19 protein-coding genes, 1 other RNA gene, 2 pseudogenes and 1 riboswitch are annotated in these 18,487 nt (G+C 40.5%); all 22 genes and pseudogenes read left to right on the top strand.

The window, feature by feature from the left end; translation table 11 throughout:
• Positions 1–148 precede the first annotated feature (148 nt).
• Positions 149–1,360, top strand: coding sequence for a malic enzyme-like NAD(P)-binding protein (locus HMPREF0027_RS04450; protein WP_244261857.1), 1,212 nt, complete (start codon positions 149–151; stop codon positions 1,358–1,360).
• A gap of 189 nt (positions 1,361–1,549) precedes the next feature.
• Positions 1,550–1,837, top strand: a complete 288-nt coding sequence (gene rplY / locus HMPREF0027_RS04455) for a 50S ribosomal protein L25 (RefSeq protein WP_005622563.1) — start codon at positions 1,550–1,552, stop codon at positions 1,835–1,837.
• A 134-nt stretch (positions 1,838–1,971) separates the two neighbouring features.
• Positions 1,972–2,354, top strand: an RNA gene (rnpB, locus tag HMPREF0027_RS11350) — RNase P RNA component class A.
• 61 nt (positions 2,355–2,415) lie between these two features.
• Positions 2,416–3,057 carry a DUF1007 family protein gene (locus HMPREF0027_RS04460; protein ID WP_005622565.1) on the top strand — a complete coding sequence of 214 codons (642 nt, stop codon included), beginning with the start codon at positions 2,416–2,418 and terminating at the stop codon, positions 3,055–3,057.
• Positions 3,048–4,064, top strand: coding sequence for a nickel/cobalt transporter (locus tag HMPREF0027_RS04465; RefSeq protein ID WP_005622566.1), 1,017 nt, complete (start codon positions 3,048–3,050; stop codon positions 4,062–4,064). The genes HMPREF0027_RS04460 and HMPREF0027_RS04465 overlap by 10 nt, the downstream gene beginning before the upstream one ends.
• Positions 4,065–4,169: 105 nt before the next feature.
• Complete coding sequence (locus tag HMPREF0027_RS04470) at positions 4,170–5,618, top strand: alanine/glycine:cation symporter family protein (RefSeq protein ID WP_005622567.1); 1,449 nt, start codon at positions 4,170–4,172, stop codon at positions 5,616–5,618.
• Between the two features lie 177 nt (positions 5,619–5,795).
• Positions 5,796–6,419 carry an SGNH/GDSL hydrolase family protein gene (locus tag HMPREF0027_RS12510; protein ID WP_005622569.1) on the top strand — a complete coding sequence of 208 codons (624 nt, stop codon included), beginning with the start codon at positions 5,796–5,798 and terminating at the stop codon, positions 6,417–6,419.
• Positions 6,420–6,449: 30 nt separating this feature from the next.
• Positions 6,450–7,751 carry an autotransporter outer membrane beta-barrel domain-containing protein gene (locus HMPREF0027_RS04475; RefSeq protein WP_005622570.1) on the top strand — a complete coding sequence of 434 codons (1,302 nt, stop codon included), beginning with the start codon at positions 6,450–6,452 and terminating at the stop codon, positions 7,749–7,751.
• A 141-nt stretch (positions 7,752–7,892) separates the two neighbouring features.
• Positions 7,893–7,985: riboswitch (TPP riboswitch) on the top strand.
• Positions 7,986–8,202: 217 nt separating this feature from the next.
• The gene (gene thiM, locus HMPREF0027_RS04485; protein WP_044024285.1) at positions 8,203–9,003 is read left to right on the top strand and encodes a hydroxyethylthiazole kinase; all 801 of its coding nucleotides are present in this window, start codon (positions 8,203–8,205) and stop codon (positions 9,001–9,003) included.
• On the top strand, positions 8,996–9,814 hold the full coding sequence (gene thiD / locus HMPREF0027_RS04490; protein ID WP_005622572.1) for a bifunctional hydroxymethylpyrimidine kinase/phosphomethylpyrimidine kinase: 819 nt from the start codon (positions 8,996–8,998) through the stop codon (positions 9,812–9,814). The genes thiM and thiD overlap by 8 nt, the downstream gene beginning before the upstream one ends.
• Positions 9,815–9,816: 2 nt before the next feature.
• Positions 9,817–10,488, top strand: coding sequence for a thiamine phosphate synthase (thiE, locus tag HMPREF0027_RS04495; RefSeq protein ID WP_044024286.1), 672 nt, complete (start codon positions 9,817–9,819; stop codon positions 10,486–10,488).
• A gap of 162 nt (positions 10,489–10,650) precedes the next feature.
• A complete protein-coding gene (gene lepA, locus HMPREF0027_RS04500) occupies positions 10,651–12,444 on the top strand; it encodes a translation elongation factor 4 (RefSeq protein ID WP_044024436.1) in 1,794 nt (597 codons plus the stop codon).
• A gap of 126 nt (positions 12,445–12,570) precedes the next feature.
• Positions 12,571–13,530, top strand: coding sequence for a signal peptidase I (gene lepB / locus HMPREF0027_RS04505; RefSeq protein WP_005622575.1), 960 nt, complete (start codon positions 12,571–12,573; stop codon positions 13,528–13,530).
• 39 nt (positions 13,531–13,569) lie between these two features.
• Positions 13,570–14,238: a ribonuclease III gene (gene rnc / locus HMPREF0027_RS04510; RefSeq protein WP_005622576.1), complete on the top strand. Its 669-nt coding sequence runs from the start codon at positions 13,570–13,572 to the stop codon at positions 14,236–14,238.
• 58 nt (positions 14,239–14,296) lie between these two features.
• Complete coding sequence (gene era / locus HMPREF0027_RS04515; RefSeq protein ID WP_005622577.1) at positions 14,297–15,211, top strand: GTPase Era; 915 nt, start codon at positions 14,297–14,299, stop codon at positions 15,209–15,211.
• 13 nt (positions 15,212–15,224) lie between these two features.
• On the top strand, positions 15,225–15,947 hold the full coding sequence (gene recO / locus HMPREF0027_RS04520; RefSeq protein WP_005622578.1) for a DNA repair protein RecO: 723 nt from the start codon (positions 15,225–15,227) through the stop codon (positions 15,945–15,947).
• 351 nt (positions 15,948–16,298) lie between these two features.
• The gene (locus tag HMPREF0027_RS04525) at positions 16,299–16,490 is read left to right on the top strand and encodes a Flp family type IVb pilin (protein ID WP_005622580.1); all 192 of its coding nucleotides are present in this window, start codon (positions 16,299–16,301) and stop codon (positions 16,488–16,490) included.
• A gap of 39 nt (positions 16,491–16,529) precedes the next feature.
• Positions 16,530–16,962 (top strand): annotated as a pseudogene (locus HMPREF0027_RS11655) (A24 family peptidase).
• Between the two features lie 24 nt (positions 16,963–16,986).
• Positions 16,987–17,457 (top strand): SAF domain-containing protein, encoded by a 471-nt coding sequence (locus tag HMPREF0027_RS04530; RefSeq protein WP_005622582.1) that lies wholly within the window; start codon positions 16,987–16,989, stop codon positions 17,455–17,457.
• Positions 17,458–17,564: 107 nt separating this feature from the next.
• On the top strand, positions 17,565–17,705 hold the full coding sequence (locus HMPREF0027_RS12515) for a hypothetical protein (protein ID WP_005622584.1): 141 nt from the start codon (positions 17,565–17,567) through the stop codon (positions 17,703–17,705).
• Positions 17,705–18,193: a pilus assembly protein N-terminal domain-containing protein gene (locus HMPREF0027_RS13115; RefSeq protein WP_005622586.1), complete on the top strand. Its 489-nt coding sequence runs from the start codon at positions 17,705–17,707 to the stop codon at positions 18,191–18,193. Before HMPREF0027_RS12515 ends, HMPREF0027_RS13115 begins: the two co-directional genes overlap by 1 nt.
• 90 nt (positions 18,194–18,283) lie before the next feature.
• A pseudogene (locus HMPREF0027_RS13120) lies at positions 18,284–18,487 on the top strand (type II and III secretion system protein family protein); the annotation flags it as partial.

Below are 18,487 nucleotides of genomic sequence, written 5' to 3' on the forward strand. Positions count from 1 at the left end.
CCCCTAATTTAAAGACGTGTTGTATTCAGCCGTCTTTCAATTGTTAATTGTTAAAACACACATCAATTTGTCGTATTATTAAGGATAGGCTATGAGCGATTTAAGATAACAAGCGTTAGATTTTCATGAATTCCCAGTACCGGGTAAAATCTCGGTTACTCCAACTAAATCACTTGCTACACAGCATGATTTAGCATTAGCTTATTCTCTGGGAGTGGCTGAACCTTGTTTAGAAATTGAAAAAGATCCGGCAGCAGCACGTCGTTATACCGCTCGTGGTAACTTAGTGGTAGTAATTTCAAATGGTACAGCCGTACTTGGTTTAGGTAATATTGGCGCATTAGCGTCTAAACCAGTAATGGAAGGTAAAGGTGTATTATTCAAAAAATTTGCCGGTGTTGATGTATTTGATATCGAAATTAATGAGCATGATCCGGATAAATTAGTTGATATTATCGCATCGTTAGAGCCAACTTTCGGAGGGATCAACTTAGAAGATATCAAAGCACCGGAATGTTTCTACATTGAGAAAAAATTACGTGAGCGTATGGGCATCCCAGTATTCCATGACGACCAACACGGTACGGCTATTATTGTAGGCGCAGCAGCGGTAAACGGTTTACAAATCGTAGGGAAAGATATTAGTGAAGTTCGTTTAGTTGTTAATGGCGCAGGCGCATCTGCGATTGCTTGTACAAACTTATTACGTTCATTAGGTTTCAAAAAAGAAAATATCACGATGTGTGACTCTAAAGGTGTAATTTACCAAAGTCGTGGTGACAATATGGATGAAACCAAACAATTCTATGCGATTGAAGATAACGGCTGGCGCACACTGGCGGATGCGGTTGCAGGTGCGGACGTATTCTTAGGCTGTTCTAAAGCGGGTGCATTAAGCCAAGATATGATCAAAACCATGGCAAAAGATCCGTTAATTCTTGCATTAGCAAACCCAGTGCCGGAAACTACGCCACATGAAGCGAAAGCAGTGCGTGCGGATGCAATCGTATGTACAGGTCGTTCTGACTATCCGAACCAAGTAAATAACGTGCTTTGCTTCCCATTCTTATTCCGTGGTGCATTAGATGTAGGTGCAACTACTATTAACGAAGAAATGAAAATGGCAGCGGCACACGCAATTGCGGATTTAGCGAAAGAGCCGGTTCCATTTGAAGTATTATCAACTTACGGTGAATTATCATTCGGCCCGGATTATGTGATTCCAACTCCATTTGACCCACGTTTAATTATGGCAGTTTCATCAGCAGTTGCAAAAGCAGCGATGGATTCAGGTGTTGCAACTCGCCCGATTACTGGTTGGGACGCATATGCAAAACAAGTGAAAGCACTTGTAGCTTAATTGTTTAAATAATGAAAAGAGGTGATATTATTCGCCTCTTTTTGTTTTGCATTTTGTCAAAAAAATGCGTAGAATACGCACTCGGCTTTTTAGCCGGAATTATTTTGTGAAATAGCTGGGTCGCCTACTATTTTTTATATTCACGGAACGTCATGTTCCTTTTTATTTTTACTTTAAGAGAATTAAACAATGTCATTCAAATTTGAAGCTGAAGTTCGTTCTGCGCAAGGTAAGGGTGCGAGCCGCCGCCTGCGTCACAATGGTCAAGTTCCTGCAATCATCTACGGTGGTAACGCAGAACCTGTATCAATCGTTTTAAACCACGATAACGTAAACAACGCACAAATCCACGATGCGTTCTATAGCGAAGTATTGACTATCGTTGTAGCGGGTAAAGAAGAGCACGTTAAAGTACAAGCGATTCAACGTCACCCAACTAAACCAAAATTAGTTCACTTAGACTTCAAACGCGTTTAATTGTAAATGTTCAAAGTAAGTGAAAAGAAAGGATTAAGTTTTTCGGAACTTAATCCTTTTTTATTTGCCAATAATTCACCGAACAAGCGGTTAAATATTGGCAAAACTTTGCAAATCCGTTATACTCGCTATTCTGAGTTGGTTAGACAATCGCTGGTTTATTGAAGCCCTTAATTGTTCGCAAGAACTAGTGGGACAAGTAAACGAGAGGAAAGTCCGAGCTACATAGGGCAGAGTGCCAGATAACGTCTGGGCGGTGTGAACCGACGACCAGTGCAACAGAGAGCAGACCGCCGATGTGCATTAGCGCAGGTAAGGGTGAAAGGGTGCGGTAAGAGCGCACCGCGAGGGTGGCAACATTCCACGGCACGGTAAACTCCACTCGTAGCAAGACCAAATAGGAACTCAATGGATGGCCCGTCCAGAGTTCGGGTAGGTTGCTTGAGCTTGCGTGCGAATGCAAGCCTAGAGGAATGATTGTCCACGACAGAACTCGGCTTATCGACCGACTCGGCCTAATTCTAAAAGAGCGAACAGGGTGACTTGTTCGCTTTTTGTTTTTCTAATAGGGAGACTCAATGAAATTAGTAAAATTATTCAGTATATTTTCAGCGGTATTGTTTAGTCCGGTATTACTCGCACATCCACACTCTTTTGTTGATTTAAAAAATAACGTCTTAGTAGAAGGGACAACGTTAAATGCGTTTGAAATGGAGTGGATGTTAGACGAAATTGCCTCAGCCGAGTTGATTTATGAAGTAAACAGTAGCGCGGATAAAGCGGCGACAGAAAAATCAATTACTGATGAAATGACACAGACTGCGATTGAAACGCATTATTTCAGCTATCTTTATGATGCGAAAGATCAACCTATCAAATTTAGTGCGAAGCCACTTAATACTCGTTTTAAAATTTACGATAATAGAGTCGTGTTTTATATCACGATTCCGTTAAGTAAACCGCATGATCTCAAAAATAACCCTGTCCGCTTTTATACCTATGAACCCAGCTATTATATGGGGATGGAATATAATAGTGCTAATACATTGTCTATTATGAACCCTCAATGTAAAGCGACATTAACCCAACCGAAAATCAGTAATTCGTTACGTCTATATGCTTCCAATTTAGATAAAAACCAATCGCCGGAAATGTCTGATAATGAAGATAATTCATTAGGCGCTCAATTTGCACAAAAGGTAACCGTTGTATGCGAATAGAAAGTAAATCTGCAATTTGGCTAGCGGCCATATTTCTCGTATTTTTTGCTATTTACCAAATCTATCCGGTGATACTTTATCAGGTAATGACATGGCAGAAAGCATTTAATCAACAATTATCTGGCTCACTAACGGCGCTAAGTATGCATTCGCAACAAGCCGGTATGACACTGATGCTTATTAGTTTTCTCTATGGCGTATTTCATGCATTGGGGCCGGGACACGGTAAATTTATTTTGACCAGCTACTTATCGCTTGAAAAGACTAAACTAAACCAAGCTATGAAGATCAGCCTATTATCTGCGTTAATGCAAGGTATTGTCGCGGTGAGTTTGGTGACGGTGATTGTAGTGGTCTTTACCCTGTCTCGTAGCTACTTTAATTTTACACTTAAATGGGTGGAACGAGGCAGTTTTGCTTTAATGATTTTGTTTGGTATCTATTGGTGCTATCAAGCATTAAAAAAGGTTTCACGGAAAGCAAAACCGTCTGTACAGCAAAAGCCTAATATTCGCAAAATCTCTGCAACTCCGAATTTGCAAAAAATGAGTCAAATTCGACCGATTGTTAACGCTAAACCGCACATTCATACAGAGAATTGCGGCTGCGGTCATCAACATTTGCCTTCATCAGATCAAATGCAGAAAGCAAAAGATTGGAAAGCTCAGCTAATGATTATTCTAAGTATTGGTGCCAGACCTTGTTCCGGTGCAATTTTAGTTTTATTTTTAGCCTATACGTTGGATTTATATATTTGGGGGGTTGCTTCAGCGTTGGTAATGGCGGTCGGCACCGGTTTAACCCTAAGTTTATTTGCTTGGCTGGTTTTAGTCGCTCGCAATAAAGCGATTCGTTTAAGTTCGTGGTATATCTCTGAACAGACCAGTAAAAAATTGGTACTCTTTTTGAAAATTGCTGCAGGGCTTGGTTTGATTTTTCTAGGTATCACCTTATTTCATAGCAGTTTTATTGAGATTACGACTGGTTCTAGATTACTAAGACGATAACTTTTGTTAATTGATTAGATTAAAAAATCTTTTCAAACGTTAAAAAATCATTACAATGCAATCGTTTCCCTTTTTCTATTTTTAACTTTTTATGAGGCTTTTTTAATGGATTTTATTGTTTCAGGCTTTGAAAACCTGCTAACGTGGATTGTCAACACTGTTGACGGGCCGCTTTGGGACGTAACTATTCTTCTACTTTTAGGTGTCGGAATGTTTTTTACCATTACTACCGGTTTGGTGCAATTACGTTTATTGCCGAGAAGTATCCAAGAAATGTGGGGCGGACGTTCAGCAGAAGGGAACTCTCTTACACCGTTTCAGGCATTTGCAACAGGTTTAGCAAGCCGTGTCGGTGTGGGTAACATCGGCGGTGTGGCAACTGCCATTGCATTAGGTGGACCAGGCGCAGTTTTTTGGATGTGGATTACTGCATTAATGGGAATGAGTTCTGCATTTGCGGAATCTTCGCTTGCACAGTTATATAAAACTCGTGACCCGAACGGTATGTTCCGTGGTGGTCCTGCTTATTATATTACACGTGGTCTAAAATTTAAGCCGATGGCGATTGCGTTTGCGGTGACACTAATTTTTACTTTCGGTTTTGCGTTTAATGCCGTGCAATCGAACTCTATTGTGGCGGCAACCAGTAAAGCTTGGGAATGGGACGGACAGTATGTCGGTGTTATTTTAGTCATCGTAACTGGTATTATCATTTCGGGTGGTGTTAAGTTTATCGGTCAAGTTTCCTCTAAAATTGTACCGATGATGGCATTATTTTATCTGATTATTGCCGTGATTATTCTTGGGATGAATATTGAGCGAGTTCCGTCGGTATTAGCGTTAATTATTGATAGTGCATTTGATTTCTCGGCAGCAGCCGGCGGTATGTTTGGTGCATTAGTATCAAAAACCATGCTAATGGGGATTAAACGTGGTTTATTCTCGAATGAAGCAGGTATGGGGTCAGCACCGAATTCAGCTGCAACTTCAGATGCAAAACATCCGGCAAGCCAAGGCTTAATCCAAATGTTAGGCGTATTTGTCGATACGATGGTGGTTTGTACTTGTACCGCAGTGATTATCTTAATGTCGGATAATTACGGTAGTGACACTTTGAAAGGCGTTGAACTTACTCAAACCGCATTACAATACCACTTAGGTGAATTCGGCTTACATTTCTTAGCGTTCATCTTGTTATTATTTTGCTATACCTCGATTATCGGTAACTATGCTTATGCGGAAACCAATATTCGTTATATTAAAAACAAGCCTTGGTTTGTTTGGGGCTTCAGAATTATTGTGCTATTTTTCGTTTATTTCGGAGCGGTGCGTGACGGCGGTATTGTATGGGCATTTGCCGATACAGTGATGGCGTCAATGGCGGTAATTAACTTAATTGCAATTTTAATTCTCGCACCAATCGTATGGCGTTTATTGAAAGACTATATTCGTCAAGTTAAAGTAGGGCAAGATCCGGTATTTAAGATTGAAGAACACCAAGACTTAATTCATCGTGGAGTGGATCCGTTGATTTGGAAGTCAAAAAATGACTAATTGCTAACAAGTCCAATCTGTTTTTTATTTGTAAGGCGATAACATTTATTTACATCATTTTGTAAATAAATGTTATCGCTTTATTATTTTTAGGAGAAAAACAGTGAAAATAAAAAAACATATTTAGCTTTATTTGCTTCAGCTTTAACCTCTGCGGCAATAGCGCAAGATGTTGTAGTGTTTGGAGACAGTTTAAGCGATGTGGGGCAAACAGGATGGTTAAATAAAGCGACCTATAATCAACCGAACGGTACGCCAAATGCCCTTTATAATGAACATGTAGCAAAAACATTGGGCAGTACTTTAACCGCTTCATCAAAAGGTGGATCTAACTATGCTTATAGCGGAGGGGTAGTTGTTCCAATTAATAGCCAATATACCAATGTGCAGCCTAATGTTGCAGTCGCACAACAAATTCAAAATTACTTGGCAAATGGCGTAAAAAATGATGCGTTACATGTTATGTGGGCAGGCGGTAATGATATGCCGGCAATTTTAACGAAAGCGATAGCAAGCCAAGATGCTTTACAGACTGTTCAAACCGAAAGTACCGTAGCAGCACAAAATAGTGCGCAGCAGTGGGCAGCATTAAAACAAGCCGGTGTGAGTTTACTTGTGGCACCGACAGTACCGAATGTAGCTTATACACCATCGTTATTCCAACAATTTGGTGCATCTGCGGCAAGTGGTTTCGCCGCTACCGTAGAAAAAGTCCAAACTGGTTATGGCGAAACGGCTAAGAAGAAGGCCTTTCAGGATGCATTTGATGCAAATTTAGCTGCATTGAATAATACTACCTAAACAAATCTGGCGGATTTTGAAAATGCACGTATGCAGGTATTGGCAAATACTGTCGGTGCGCTTTATCAGTCTCCTCTCGGTACAGCATTGGCTGCTGCTATCGATCAGAAAACTTTTACTGACACGCTTATTCAGCAATACCAACAGTTTGTCACACAAGCGGCAAGTGCAACAAGTTTCCTAAATAGCGCAACCACTCAAGCATTAAATTCAGTCGGTGGCAACATTGTGCGTATTGATACGGATGCTTTATTTAAAGATATGTTGAGTAATCCGGCGGATTTCGGTTTAACCAACACAACCGCAACAGTATGTGTATCGACTACTCAGGCGGTTTGTACTACAACTGATCAAGCGAGCGCAGATAGTAAATTATTTGCAGATGGTTTCCACCCAGGGGCTGTAGCACACAAAGTGATGGCGGATTACATTTTAAATGTATTACAAGCGCCAAGCGAAGTAAGCGTACTGCCACAATTAGCGTTACATTCAACGGAAAAAACTTTTGATTTTGCTCGCCAACAAAGTAATAGTAACCGCTTATTAAAGCAAGAAGCTAAGACCGTACAAGGGATTGTTGTGTACCAACGTTACAACGAAGGCGATGCGATTTATGCAGGTTTGAAAGCGCAATTTACCCCACAATGGCAATTTTCCGCATTATTTAGCCAAAGTGATTTAGAAGGCACAAAAGGTTCAACGAATGGTGAAATTAAGAGTAAAGCGATTAATACCGCAGTACGTTATGATGCGGATAAATGGTGGGTTGGTGCTGCATTACAGTTAAGCGACAATGACTATAAAACCAGTCGCCAAATTCAGCTAGGCAGTGCTAAACGTTCACAAAAAGGTGAAACGAGTGGAGCGGTAATCAGTGCCGGCGTATTTGGTGGTTATGAATGGCAATTTGATAATAACCAAGTCGCATTGTTAGCGGATCTTACCAATAGTCATGGCAAAGTGACTGATTTTGGCGAAACGGAAGCGAATGCAATGCGATTAAGCTTCGAAGAACAGCAAATTCGTAGCGTGCGTAGCGGCATTGGTGCGGAATATCGTTATCAATTTACCGATTGGCAGCCGTATGTGAATGCTCGTTGGGTAAAAGAGTGGCGTGATTCACCGGCAGAATTAGTGACTACTTTTAACAATAGCAAATTTAAAGTAGGCTTAGCGCAAGCAGATAAGAGTTGGGTAAATGTACAAGCAGGCCTTGATTGGAAAGCAAAATCAAGCCCGTGGCATTTCCAACTTGCGGTACAACGTGATTTAGGTCGCCGTGATAACTTCTCCGGCACATCATTCCATACAAATGTAGGCTATCAGTTCTAACTTTGAGACAAGCGGTTAAAAAATGTAAGTTTTTTGCAAAAAAGTTACATTTTTTAACCGCTTGTTTTTAAGTGTGATCTTGTTCACATATTCAAAATCAGCCGATTGGTTTTTATCGGTAATTTCTTTACACTATCAACAATTTTTTAGTCGGGGTGCCTCCAACGAGGCTGAGATGAAACCCGTGAACCTGATACAGTTAATACTGACGTAGGAAACTAATATGCCAATCTTTATTTCTCTTACCCTTTCCTTTTTCTTGTCATTTTTTTGTTGCCATTCATTTAAAACATCACAGCAAGCTTTGTAATGGTTATATCTGTGCTTGAGATAAACAATATGAATAGCTGCGTGCATTTATTTTTATGCATGATAAGAAATCTTATGCCTCCTTGAGTAAGGATAACTTATCTATTTGCGTCATTTTTTACACTTACCCATGGGGATAAATATGAAATCAAATTATTTAGAACAAATTCGCCAGCAAAATCCTCTTATATACAATATGACTAATGTGGTTGCCGCTCATTTTGCAGCTAACGGCTTACTCGCTATAGGTGCTTCACCATTAATGTCCACCGCTATTGAAGAAGCTGAAAGTTTGGCAAAAATTAGCAATGCGCTCCTTATCAATATTGGTACGGTAAGTTCAGCAGAAGTGGAAGCGATGTGTTTAGCTGGGAAAATTGCGAATCAAGCAGAAATCCCTGTTGTATTGGATCCGGTTGGAATTGCTGCAACGGATTACCGCTACCAGACAGTGATGAGACTGTTAGATGAAATTCATTTTTCGGTGATTCGGGGAAACTTAGGTGAAATAGCCACACTAGCCGAACTAAATTGGCAAACTAAAGGGGTCGATGCAGGTAATGGAACGGCAAATATTGCAGAGATAGCGCATTATGTAGCGAATAAATATCAATGTGTAGTTGCTGTTAGTGGAAGCGTTGATTATATCAGCGATGGCAAACGCTTAGCGAAAATTGCCAATGGTACACCATTATTTCCCAAGATTACGGCTTCGGGCTGTTTGCTTGGATCTGTATTGGCAGCATTTAGTGCCGTTGCGACAAGCGGTCAAATTTTTGAAGCAACTTGCGAGGGCGTAGCAGCATATGCTATTGCCGGTGAATTGGCTGTGAAAGGATTACCCACTAATGCATTTGGTTCATTCAATATTGCATTATTAGATCAGCTGGGCGTGCTTTCTGCCGATACAATCGAAAAATACGGGAGGGTCTCTTATGAGTAAGATTAGCCAGGCTTTAACCATCGCAGGTTCGGACAGCGGTGGTGGCGCAGGGATTCAGGCGGATCTGAAAACGTTCCAAATGCGAGGCGTTTTTGGCACTTCGGTTCTTACCGCAATTACCGCTCAAAATACGTTAGGCGTATTCGATATTCATTCTGTGCCGTTAAGTACGATTGAATCTCAGATCAAAGCAATTGCAGAAGATTTTCAAATTTCTGCCTTTAAAATCGGAATGTTAGGCACTGAGAAAGAGATTGAGTGTGTGGCAAATGCTTTATGTCAGTATAATTTTGGTAAATTAGTGCTTGATCCAGTCATGATCGCCAAAGGTGGCACGCCACTATTACAACAAGATGCGATTAGTGCATTACAAACGTATTTGTTACCGTTAGCGGATGTGATTACGCCGAATCTGCCCGAAGCAGAAGCCTTAACCGGTATAAAAATTATCGATGATTCGACCGCTTATCAGGCAGCAAAAAAATTGCAAGATTTAGGTGTGAATACTGTGGTGATTAAAGGCGAGCATTTGGCGGATTCGCAAAGTACGCATTGCCGGGATTGGATTTTTACTCCAACGACTCATTTTATTTTGGAATGTCCACGTTTTCCAACTCGTCATACACACGGTACCGGCTGCACGTTTTCTGCTTGCGTTACGGCGGAATTAGCCAAAGGACAAGCGGTCGAAACTGCAATAAAAATTGCAAAAGACTATATCAGTGCAGCAATTTCGCATCCGCTGAATATTGGCTATGGATATGGGCCGACTAATCATTGGGCTTATCAAGATTTACTCATAGAGGAATGATTATGCATGATATCCAACAAATGCTTACCCTTTATTTTATTGCCGGTACACAAGATTGCCCTAATCCGACTGAAGATCGAGCTAAGAATCTCTTTTTGATTTTAGAACAAGCATTGCAAGCGGGGATTACTTGCTTTCAGTTTCGTGATAAAGGCAATAATTCATTAGAAGCTCAACCACAAGCCCAAAAAGCATTGGCGATTCAATGCCGTGATTTATGTCACCGATACAAGGTTCCGTTTATTGTGGATGATAACGTTGCGTTAGCGATCGAGATTGATGCGGACGGTGTTCATGTCGGGCAAAAAGATATATCTCCAATCATGATTCGCCAGATGACCAATAAACCGTTGATTATCGGTTTATCGAATAATACCTTGGAAGATCTTTGGCATTCCGAGCAAATGATTGAAGTGGATTATTGTGGGCTAGGGCCTGTCTTCCCGACTAATTCCAAAGAAAAACATAATCCACCGATCGGTTTGGATTTTGTTAAGAAAGCCCGTGATGCAGGAATTCGTAAACCGATTGTTTCTATCGGTGGCGTTAAAGCTGAACACGTTGCAATACTTAAGCAAAATGGTGCAAATGGGATTGCAGTGATTAGTGCAATTAGCTTAGCGTCTAATGTTTCGCAAGCGGTTAAAGCATTACTTTACGGTTATCTGAACTAGCGGTCTTTTTTCCGGATTTTTTTGCAAAATTTCTCGAAAAAACGACCGCTTGCTTTTTTGTGCTTTTCCTTTCCAAAGCAACGGATTTAAAGTAGAATTGGTCGGTTAATTTCCCTTTTAAATAAATTTATTACAACACAGGACATTTATTGCCCGATGAATATGAAAAACATTCGTAACTTTTCAATTATTGCTCACATTGACCACGGTAAATCAACGTTATCCGACCGTTTAATTCAAACTTGTGGCGGTTTATCTGATCGTGAAATGGAAGCACAAGTTTTAGACTCAATGGATTTAGAGCGTGAACGTGGTATCACAATTAAAGCACAAAGCGTAACGCTCAATTATAAAGCGCAAGACGGTGAAACTTATCAATTAAACTTTATCGACACTCCGGGACACGTGGACTTCTCTTATGAAGTTTCACGTTCGTTAGCTGCGTGTGAAGGAGCATTATTAGTAGTGGATGCCGGTCAAGGGGTTGAAGCGCAAACATTGGCAAACTGCTATACCGCGATTGAAATGGATTTAGAAGTCGTGCCGATTTTAAATAAAATCGATTTACCGGCAGCGGATCCTGAGCGTGTTGCGGAAGAGATTGAAGACATAGTGGGTATTGATGCGATGGATGCAGTGCGTTGTTCGGCGAAAACCGGTTTAGGTATTGAAGACGTATTAGAAGACATCGTGAAAAAAATTCCGGCACCGGAAGGCGATCCTGAAGCACCGTTACAAGCTCTAATTATCGACTCATGGTTTGATAACTACTTAGGCGTTGTCTCTTTAGTACGTGTGAAAAACGGTTCGATCAAAAAAGGCGATAAAATTAAAGTAATGAGTACCGGTCAATCATATAACGTTGACCGTTTAGGTATTTTCACGCCGAAACAAGTTGATACTACAGAATTGAAAACTGGCGAAGTGGGCTGGGTAGTGTGTGCGATTAAAGATATTTTAGGCGCACCGGTGGGTGATACCTTAACTCATCACCACAATTCGGCAACCGAAGTGTTACCGGGCTTTAAAAAAGTTAAACCGCAGGTATATGCGGGTTTATTCCCGATTAGCTCGGACGATTATGAAGCATTCCGTGACGCATTAGGTAAATTAAGTCTGAATGATGCATCGCTTTTCTACGAACCGGAAAACTCAACCGCATTAGGTTTCGGTTTCCGTTGCGGCTTCTTAGGTTTATTACATATGGAGATCATTCAAGAGCGTTTAGAGCGTGAATATGATCTCGACTTAATTACTACCGCGCCAACCGTAGTTTACGAAGTGGTACAAACTAACGGCGAAACCATTTATGTCGATAGCCCGGCAAAATTACCGCCAATTAGCAATATTGCGGAAATTCGTGAGCCGATTTCGGAATGTAATATGCTTGTGCCGCAGGAGTATTTAGGCAACGTTATTACCCTTTGTGTGGAAAAACGTGGCGTACAAACCAATATGGTGTACCACGGTAACCAAATCGCATTAACCTACGAAATCCCGATGGGTGAAGTGGTGTTAGACTTCTTCGACCGCTTAAAATCGACTTCTCGCGGTTATGCGTCATTGGATTACGGTTTCAAACGTTTCCAAGCGGCGGATATGGTACGTGTTGATATTATGATCAACGGTGAACGTGTGGATGCGTTAGCATTGATCGTACATAAAGATAATGCGCAATACCGTGGTCGTGAGTTAGTGGAAAAAATGAAAGATTTAATTCCACGCCAACAGTTTGATATTGCAATTCAAGCGGCAATCGGTAACCACATTATTGCTCGTTCAACCGTAAAACAATTACGTAAAAACGTATTGGCGAAATGTTACGGTGGTGACGTGAGCCGTAAGAAGAAACTTCTACAAAAACAAAAAGAGGGTAAAAAACGTATGAAATCTCTTGGTAACGTAGAAGTGCCGCAAGAAGCATTCTTAGCAATTCTTCATGTAGGTAAAGACTAATTTACCGCTGAATACTTAGATATCACGGGATACAAACGGTCGATTTTCGCAAAAACTTTGCAAATTTTACCCGCTATATTCCGTGGTTTTTCAGTAGATGGCAGTAGATAAATAAGGGAGAACAGCATGGCACAAATTATGCCGATTATTTTTATCGCAATTTTATACGGTGTTTGGAAAACATTGGATTCAATGCAGTTACCAAACACAATTTCCATTTTATTGGTTTCATTAGTTGTAATTTGTGGCGGATTTTGGGCGTTTTATAAATTTAGTGCGGATCCTCGCCGTAAATTGGCAATTGCTCGTGAAGAAAAGCATTTAAATCGTCCGTTAACGGAAGAAGAGAAAGCTGAGATTCAACCACGTTCGGCAACCGGTGAATTTTTAGCCTCGTTATTTGGCGTGCTTTTTTTAGTGACGCTATTACGTTCGTTTATTTTTGAGCCGTTTCAAATTCCAAGCGGATCTATGGAGCCAACCTTACGTGTAGGGGATTTTTTAGTCGTAAACAAATTTAGTTATGGCATTAAAGATCCGATTTTGCAAAATACGTTAATCGAGACCGGCAAACCGCAACGTGGTGATGTGATTGTGTTTAAAGCACCGAAACAGCCGCATATCGACTATATCAAGCGTGTCGTTGGTGTGGGCGGTGATCGTGTTAAATATGATGTACATACTCAGCAGTTAACGGTGACCCACGCAGATGGTCAACAAGTTGTATTTGACTATAGCGTAGGCGTACCAAACCCAGAGTTTTTCTATCATGGTGAAATGCAAGTGGAGCGTACTGAGAAAGGTGATGTGACTCACCAAATCTTAAATAATCCACAGTCGTTTAATTATGAACCGTATTTCTTCACACAAGAAGGAATGCCAGCCGGAGAATGGATTGTGCCGGCAGGTCATTACTTCGTGATGGGTGATAACCGAGACAACAGTGAAGACAGCCGTTTTTGGGGCTTTGTACCGGAAAAAAATGTAGTAGGTAAGGCAACTTATATTTGGTTAAGCCTTGATAAGAAGCCAAATGAATTCCCAAGCGGTATTCGTTTTGGTCGAATGTTCAGTTCAATCCAATAACCAGAGAAAGGTGGGTGTAAGCCCACCCTTTAATTTTTTATGCATATCGAGCGATTACAAAAAAAATTAGACTATAAATTTATTAGCCTAGATTACCTTTTACAAGCATTAACCCACCGTAGTGCCGGAGCCAAAAATAATGAACGCCTAGAATTTCTTGGTGATTCGATTTTGAATTTTGCTATCGGTAAAGCGCTATTTGAGAAATTCCCTAAGGCAAATGAAGGTGAATTAAGCCGTATGCGAGCAACACTCGTGCGTGAACAAACGCTAGCGATTTTAGCTCGTCAATTTGATTTAGGCGAATATATGAAATTAGGTGCAGGAGAATTGAAAAGTGGTGGTTACCGCCGTGAGTCGATTCTTTCTGACTGTGTGGAAGCGATTATTGCTGCGATTTATCTGGATTCCGGTATGGATAATGCGATTGAGCGTGTATCCGTATGGTATCAAGACTTATTAGCCGAAATGAAACCGAGTGATGCGCAGAAAGATCCGAAAACACGCTTACAAGAGTTTTTACAAGGTCGTAAATTAAAGTTACCAGCCTATGAAGTGATTGATATTAAAGGCGAAGCACATAACCAAACCTTTAAAGTCACTTGTAAAATTGAAACATTCGATGAAACCTTTATCGGTGTTGGTACCAGCCGCCGTAAAGCGGAGCAAAATGCCGCCGAGCAAGTGCTGGTAAAATTAAATAAATAATCTATAGCAGCGACATAAAAGATAACAATAAAGTATTCCGCTGCATCAAGGAATAACAATGACAGAACAAAATCAACAACCTAAAACCTATTGTGGCTTTATTGCCATTGTTGGTCGCCCAAACGTTGGTAAATCAACATTATTGAATAAAATTTTAGGTCAAAAAATTTCGATTACCTCTCGCAAAGCGCAGACAACACGTCACCGTATTGTCGGTATTCATACCGAAGATCAATATCAAGCGATTTACGTCGATACGCCGGGACTTCATATTGAAGAAAAACGTGCGATCAACCGTTTAATGAACCGTGCGGCAAGCTCGGCAATCGGTGATGTTGATTTAATTATTTTCGTGGTTGAAGGTACAAAATGCACTGACGATGACGAAATGGTGTTAAATAAATTACGTGCGGCAAAAGCGCCGGTAGTGTTAGCGATTAATAAAGTCGACAATATCAAAGAAAAAGACGAGTTATTACCGCATATTACCGAGCTTTCACAAAAATTCGATTTTGCAGAAATTTTACCGATTTCGGCACAGAGTGGTAAAAACGTCCATATTCTGCAAAAAATTGTACGTAAATCATTACGTGAAGGGGTTCACCATTTCCCTGAAGAATATGTTACCGACCGTAGCCAACGCTTTATGGCATCGGAAATTATTCGTGAAAAATTAATGCGTTTTACCGGTGAAGAATTACCTTATTCGGTTACGGTTGAAATCGAACAATTTAAACTGAATGAGCGTGGTACTTATGAAATCAACGGCTTGATTTTAGTAGAACGTGAAGGTCAGAAGAAAATGGTGATCGGTGCGAAAGGTCAAAAAATTAAAACCATTGGTACCGAGGCGCGCGCCGATATGGAACGCTTATTTGATAACAAAGTTCACTTAGAATTATGGGTGAAAGTGAAAGCCGGCTGGGCGGATGATGAACGTGCATTGCGTAGCTTAGGTTATATGGACGAGTAGGTCATCTAAAATAATGATAGAAAATTGGCATCGAGGATTTGTGTTACATCGCCGTGAATATAGTGAAACAAGTTTATTGGTAGATTTCTTCACTGAAGATCACGGACGGATTACCTTACTTGCCAAAGGTGCAAGACGTCCTCGTTCGTCACTAAAAGCGGTGTTACAACCATTTACGCCGTTGCTATTACGTTGGAGCGGAAAAGGGGAGTTAAAAACTTTAACCAAAGCCGAACCGGCTTCGTTAACTTTACCAATGCAAACCTTGGCACTATACAGTGGCTTTTATGTAAATGAAGTACTTGCAAAAGTTTTGGAAAATCAGACCGCTTATCCGGCGCTTTTTCAGCACTATTTGCAGTGCGTAACGCACTTAGCAACTCAGCCCGATAATCTCGAAGCGATTCTAAGAACTTTTGAATTTCACACCTTAAAGGCATTAGGTTACGGCGTGAATTTCGGCGTATGTGCCGCAACCGGTGATCCGGTATCACCGTCAATGACTTATCAGTTTAAAGAAAATCAAGGCTTTATTGCCTCACTGTTGCAGAATAACGCTAGCTTTTTGGGCAAAGATTTATTGGCTTTCGAACAGTTAGATTTCTCCGATAAAGCCACTTTACAAGCGGCAAAACGCTTTACTCGTATTGCGCTCAAACCTTACTTAGGTTCGCAACCGCTTAAAAGCCGAGAACTGTTCCAAAGTATTCTGCCGAATAAACTAAAAAGTACTTAAGTTAACTATCTACCAAATACAAGCGATGTAATTTGCAAAACTTTTTACAAATTACACCGCTTGTTTTTTTGCCTTAACGTAGTCTTAGTTGATGCTATGACCTACATCATCAGAATGACCAATCGCTTGTTTAAATGAATTAAGTAGTGATTCTTTATCTTTAGCCGAGTAGTAGTTTCTATCACCGACGCAGTGTTTCCAAGCATCAGCAGATTTTGATTTATCCAAAGCTTAAAATGTAAGTTTAAAGAACTAACAGACACGATTGGCGGTGCTAACATCAAAGATGGTAGTTTCAATGGTAAATAATTACCAGCCCTAATATATATATAAATATCCTCTAATATAAATATGAAAAAACTTCTACAGTTTTCTCGCCTGCAACAAGGTGTTACCACCATTGAATACGGCTTAATCGCTGTCGCAATGGCGGTTTTTGTTGTGGCAATTTTATATAGTGAGGCAAGTTTCACGGATGAAACCTTAACAAAATATAACCAGCTTTCCGAGTTGGTCAGAACGGCGCTTTTGAGTACGTCTTAAAGGCGCCGGTAAAGGGCATAAACGATAAGGATATCACTTATGACACTCTTTATAACCTCCCTTCTTGCCATAATCATTTGTTTACTGATAACCCTTTGCTGGACAGACTTACGTTATCGGCTTATCAGTAATCGAATCATTATGGCATTATTGTTGGTCACTATTCCCTTTAGCTATTTAGTGCATGGCACACTGTTTTGGCTACCTACTTTGCTCTGTTTAGCCATCGGTTTCATACTCTTTCTGTTCAACATTATCGGCGCCGGCGATGTGAAGTTGCTTGCGGTGTTGATGTTGGCAATTCCATCACATTTTGCAGTTTTTTTTCCTTTTTTTAACCGCTTGTGCGGGTTTGTTGCTCATTATTATCGGCTGGTTGTTTTATCGACAGTCCATTCGGGAACAAGGATTACCTTATGGTATCGCAATCAGTGTTGGCTTTCTTACCACCTTACTACTTTTTAACTATTAGAATTTAAACCTAAGGAAATAACTAATGAACTATAGAGTGCTATTTATCATCTCGACCTTCATTCTCGTTATCGGCTTTGGTGGATTATTTATGCTGCCGAATGCAGAAGATAACATTCCTCAAAACGAAACGGCTGCAGCAAGTACGGAAACAACCACGCAGCCTGAAGTGGCAACTAAAGTGATTACTACCGCCACCCTCAATCGAGACTTAACCAAAGGGGCGTTAATTCAAGCGGAAGATTATACCCTTTCGGAATTAACCGTACCGGAAACCAGTCCGTTATTCAGTAACGATTTAAAAAGCTTACTTGAAGCAGCAACCGTACCAACGCTACAAGGGTTTGTTACTACTGAAAATATTAAAGCCGGTTCTTTACTGCAACCGGAATTACTGATTACACCGGACGATCCTCGTTTTATTCTGTTTAGCATTAATCCGCAACAAGAAGTTGCCTATCGAGTGTATATCCAAAGTACCGAACAATATATTTAGATTCGGTACGTAGCGGCGATAGCGTTTCGGTATTTAGCCAACAAACCGATCTTGCTCACCGAGAAAGAGACCAAGGCTCTTTAGTAAAACTTGCCGATAACCTTACCGTGTTACAGGTAAAAACTTTCACAGCGGAAGAAAACAAAAATTCAAGTGAACAGAAAAAAGATTTCTTAGGCTACATCAGCTTAAAAGTAAATGCTGCGATGCTGAAATCATTTTATTCACTTGATAAGCAAGCCAAATAATGCGAACTAATTTCTTTCCGAAAACATTAATCTGTTCTGTGCTGCTGGGCTTATTTGCATTTTCACATACTGCAGTGGCAAAAACCTTCGCTCTTGAACAAGGGCAAAGCCAGTTAATTAAAACCGATGCCAAAATTGATACGGTATTTGTTTCTTCACCGGATGTTGCCGATTATGAAATTTTAGATGACAACACCTTTATGTTATACACCAAAGCGGAAGGTCGTGCCGAAATCGTGGCGTTTGATGTGGACGGTACGCCGTTAACCGAAGATTTCGTTAATGTAAATAACGCTATCAATAATATTGCAGCTGCCAATGCACAAATTCAAACCCGCTTCCCGAACAGTAATCTTTCGATTAAAAAAATCGGGAAAGCTTATGTGATTGAGGGAAAAGCAAAAAACGCCGCCGAGAGCGAAGAGATCAACCGAATTGTCGGTGAATCGCTCGGAGCTGGTAGAAAAGTCGTTGAAGCGAAAGTCTAAGGTTCAGAGGATGCCATTCCTTTCTTAGATAAGTACTAATACGAAGGCATTATTAATAACGCTAACGAAGAAAACGCAACGCAGATCAATGTGAAACTAACCGTTGCGGAAGTGAATAAAACCTTCTCAGACAAAATTGGGATTAACTGGAACAATCTAAGCGGTAACTTTTTCCGCAATTTAGGTAGTGCGACAATTAGTGGCGGTTTTGGTAAAAGCGGCGGTCAATTAGCATTGGTAAATTCGAATAATTTAAATGTGTTATTAAGCGCCTTAGTGATCTGCCCCCAAAAA

It is taken from the genome of Actinobacillus ureae ATCC 25976, from assembly GCF_000188255.1.
Lineage (GTDB): Bacteria > Pseudomonadota > Gammaproteobacteria > Enterobacterales > Pasteurellaceae > Actinobacillus > Actinobacillus ureae.

Bases quoted from the DNA above. Each gene is read 5' to 3' on its own strand.
- HMPREF0027_RS04475 (WP_005622570.1), top strand. From the start codon at position 6,450: ATGCAGGTATTGGCAAATACTGTCGGTGCGCTTTATCAGTCTCCTCTC.
- lepB (WP_005622575.1), top strand. From the start codon at position 12,571: ATGGCACAAATTATGCCGATTATTTTTATCGCAATTTTATACGGTGTT.
- thiM (WP_044024285.1), top strand. From the start codon at position 8,203: ATGAAATCAAATTATTTAGAACAAATTCGCCAGCAAAATCCTCTTATA.
- lepA (WP_044024436.1), top strand. From the start codon at position 10,651: ATGAAAAACATTCGTAACTTTTCAATTATTGCTCACATTGACCACGGT.
- rnc (WP_005622576.1), top strand. From the start codon at position 13,570: ATGCATATCGAGCGATTACAAAAAAAATTAGACTATAAATTTATTAGC.
- HMPREF0027_RS04460 (WP_005622565.1), top strand. From the start codon at position 2,416: ATGAAATTAGTAAAATTATTCAGTATATTTTCAGCGGTATTGTTTAGT.
- rplY (WP_005622563.1), top strand. From the start codon at position 1,550: ATGTCATTCAAATTTGAAGCTGAAGTTCGTTCTGCGCAAGGTAAGGGT.
- thiE (WP_044024286.1), top strand. From the start codon at position 9,817: ATGCATGATATCCAACAAATGCTTACCCTTTATTTTATTGCCGGTACA.
- thiD (WP_005622572.1), top strand. From the start codon at position 8,996: ATGAGTAAGATTAGCCAGGCTTTAACCATCGCAGGTTCGGACAGCGGT.
- HMPREF0027_RS13115 (WP_005622586.1), top strand. From the start codon at position 17,705: ATGCGAACTAATTTCTTTCCGAAAACATTAATCTGTTCTGTGCTGCTG.
- era (WP_005622577.1), top strand. From the start codon at position 14,297: ATGACAGAACAAAATCAACAACCTAAAACCTATTGTGGCTTTATTGCC.
- HMPREF0027_RS04465 (WP_005622566.1), top strand. From the start codon at position 3,048: ATGCGAATAGAAAGTAAATCTGCAATTTGGCTAGCGGCCATATTTCTC.
- HMPREF0027_RS04525 (WP_005622580.1), top strand. From the start codon at position 16,299: ATGAAAAAACTTCTACAGTTTTCTCGCCTGCAACAAGGTGTTACCACC.
- recO (WP_005622578.1), top strand. From the start codon at position 15,225: ATGATAGAAAATTGGCATCGAGGATTTGTGTTACATCGCCGTGAATAT.
- HMPREF0027_RS04470 (WP_005622567.1), top strand. From the start codon at position 4,170: ATGGATTTTATTGTTTCAGGCTTTGAAAACCTGCTAACGTGGATTGTC.
- HMPREF0027_RS04530 (WP_005622582.1), top strand. From the start codon at position 16,987: ATGAACTATAGAGTGCTATTTATCATCTCGACCTTCATTCTCGTTATC.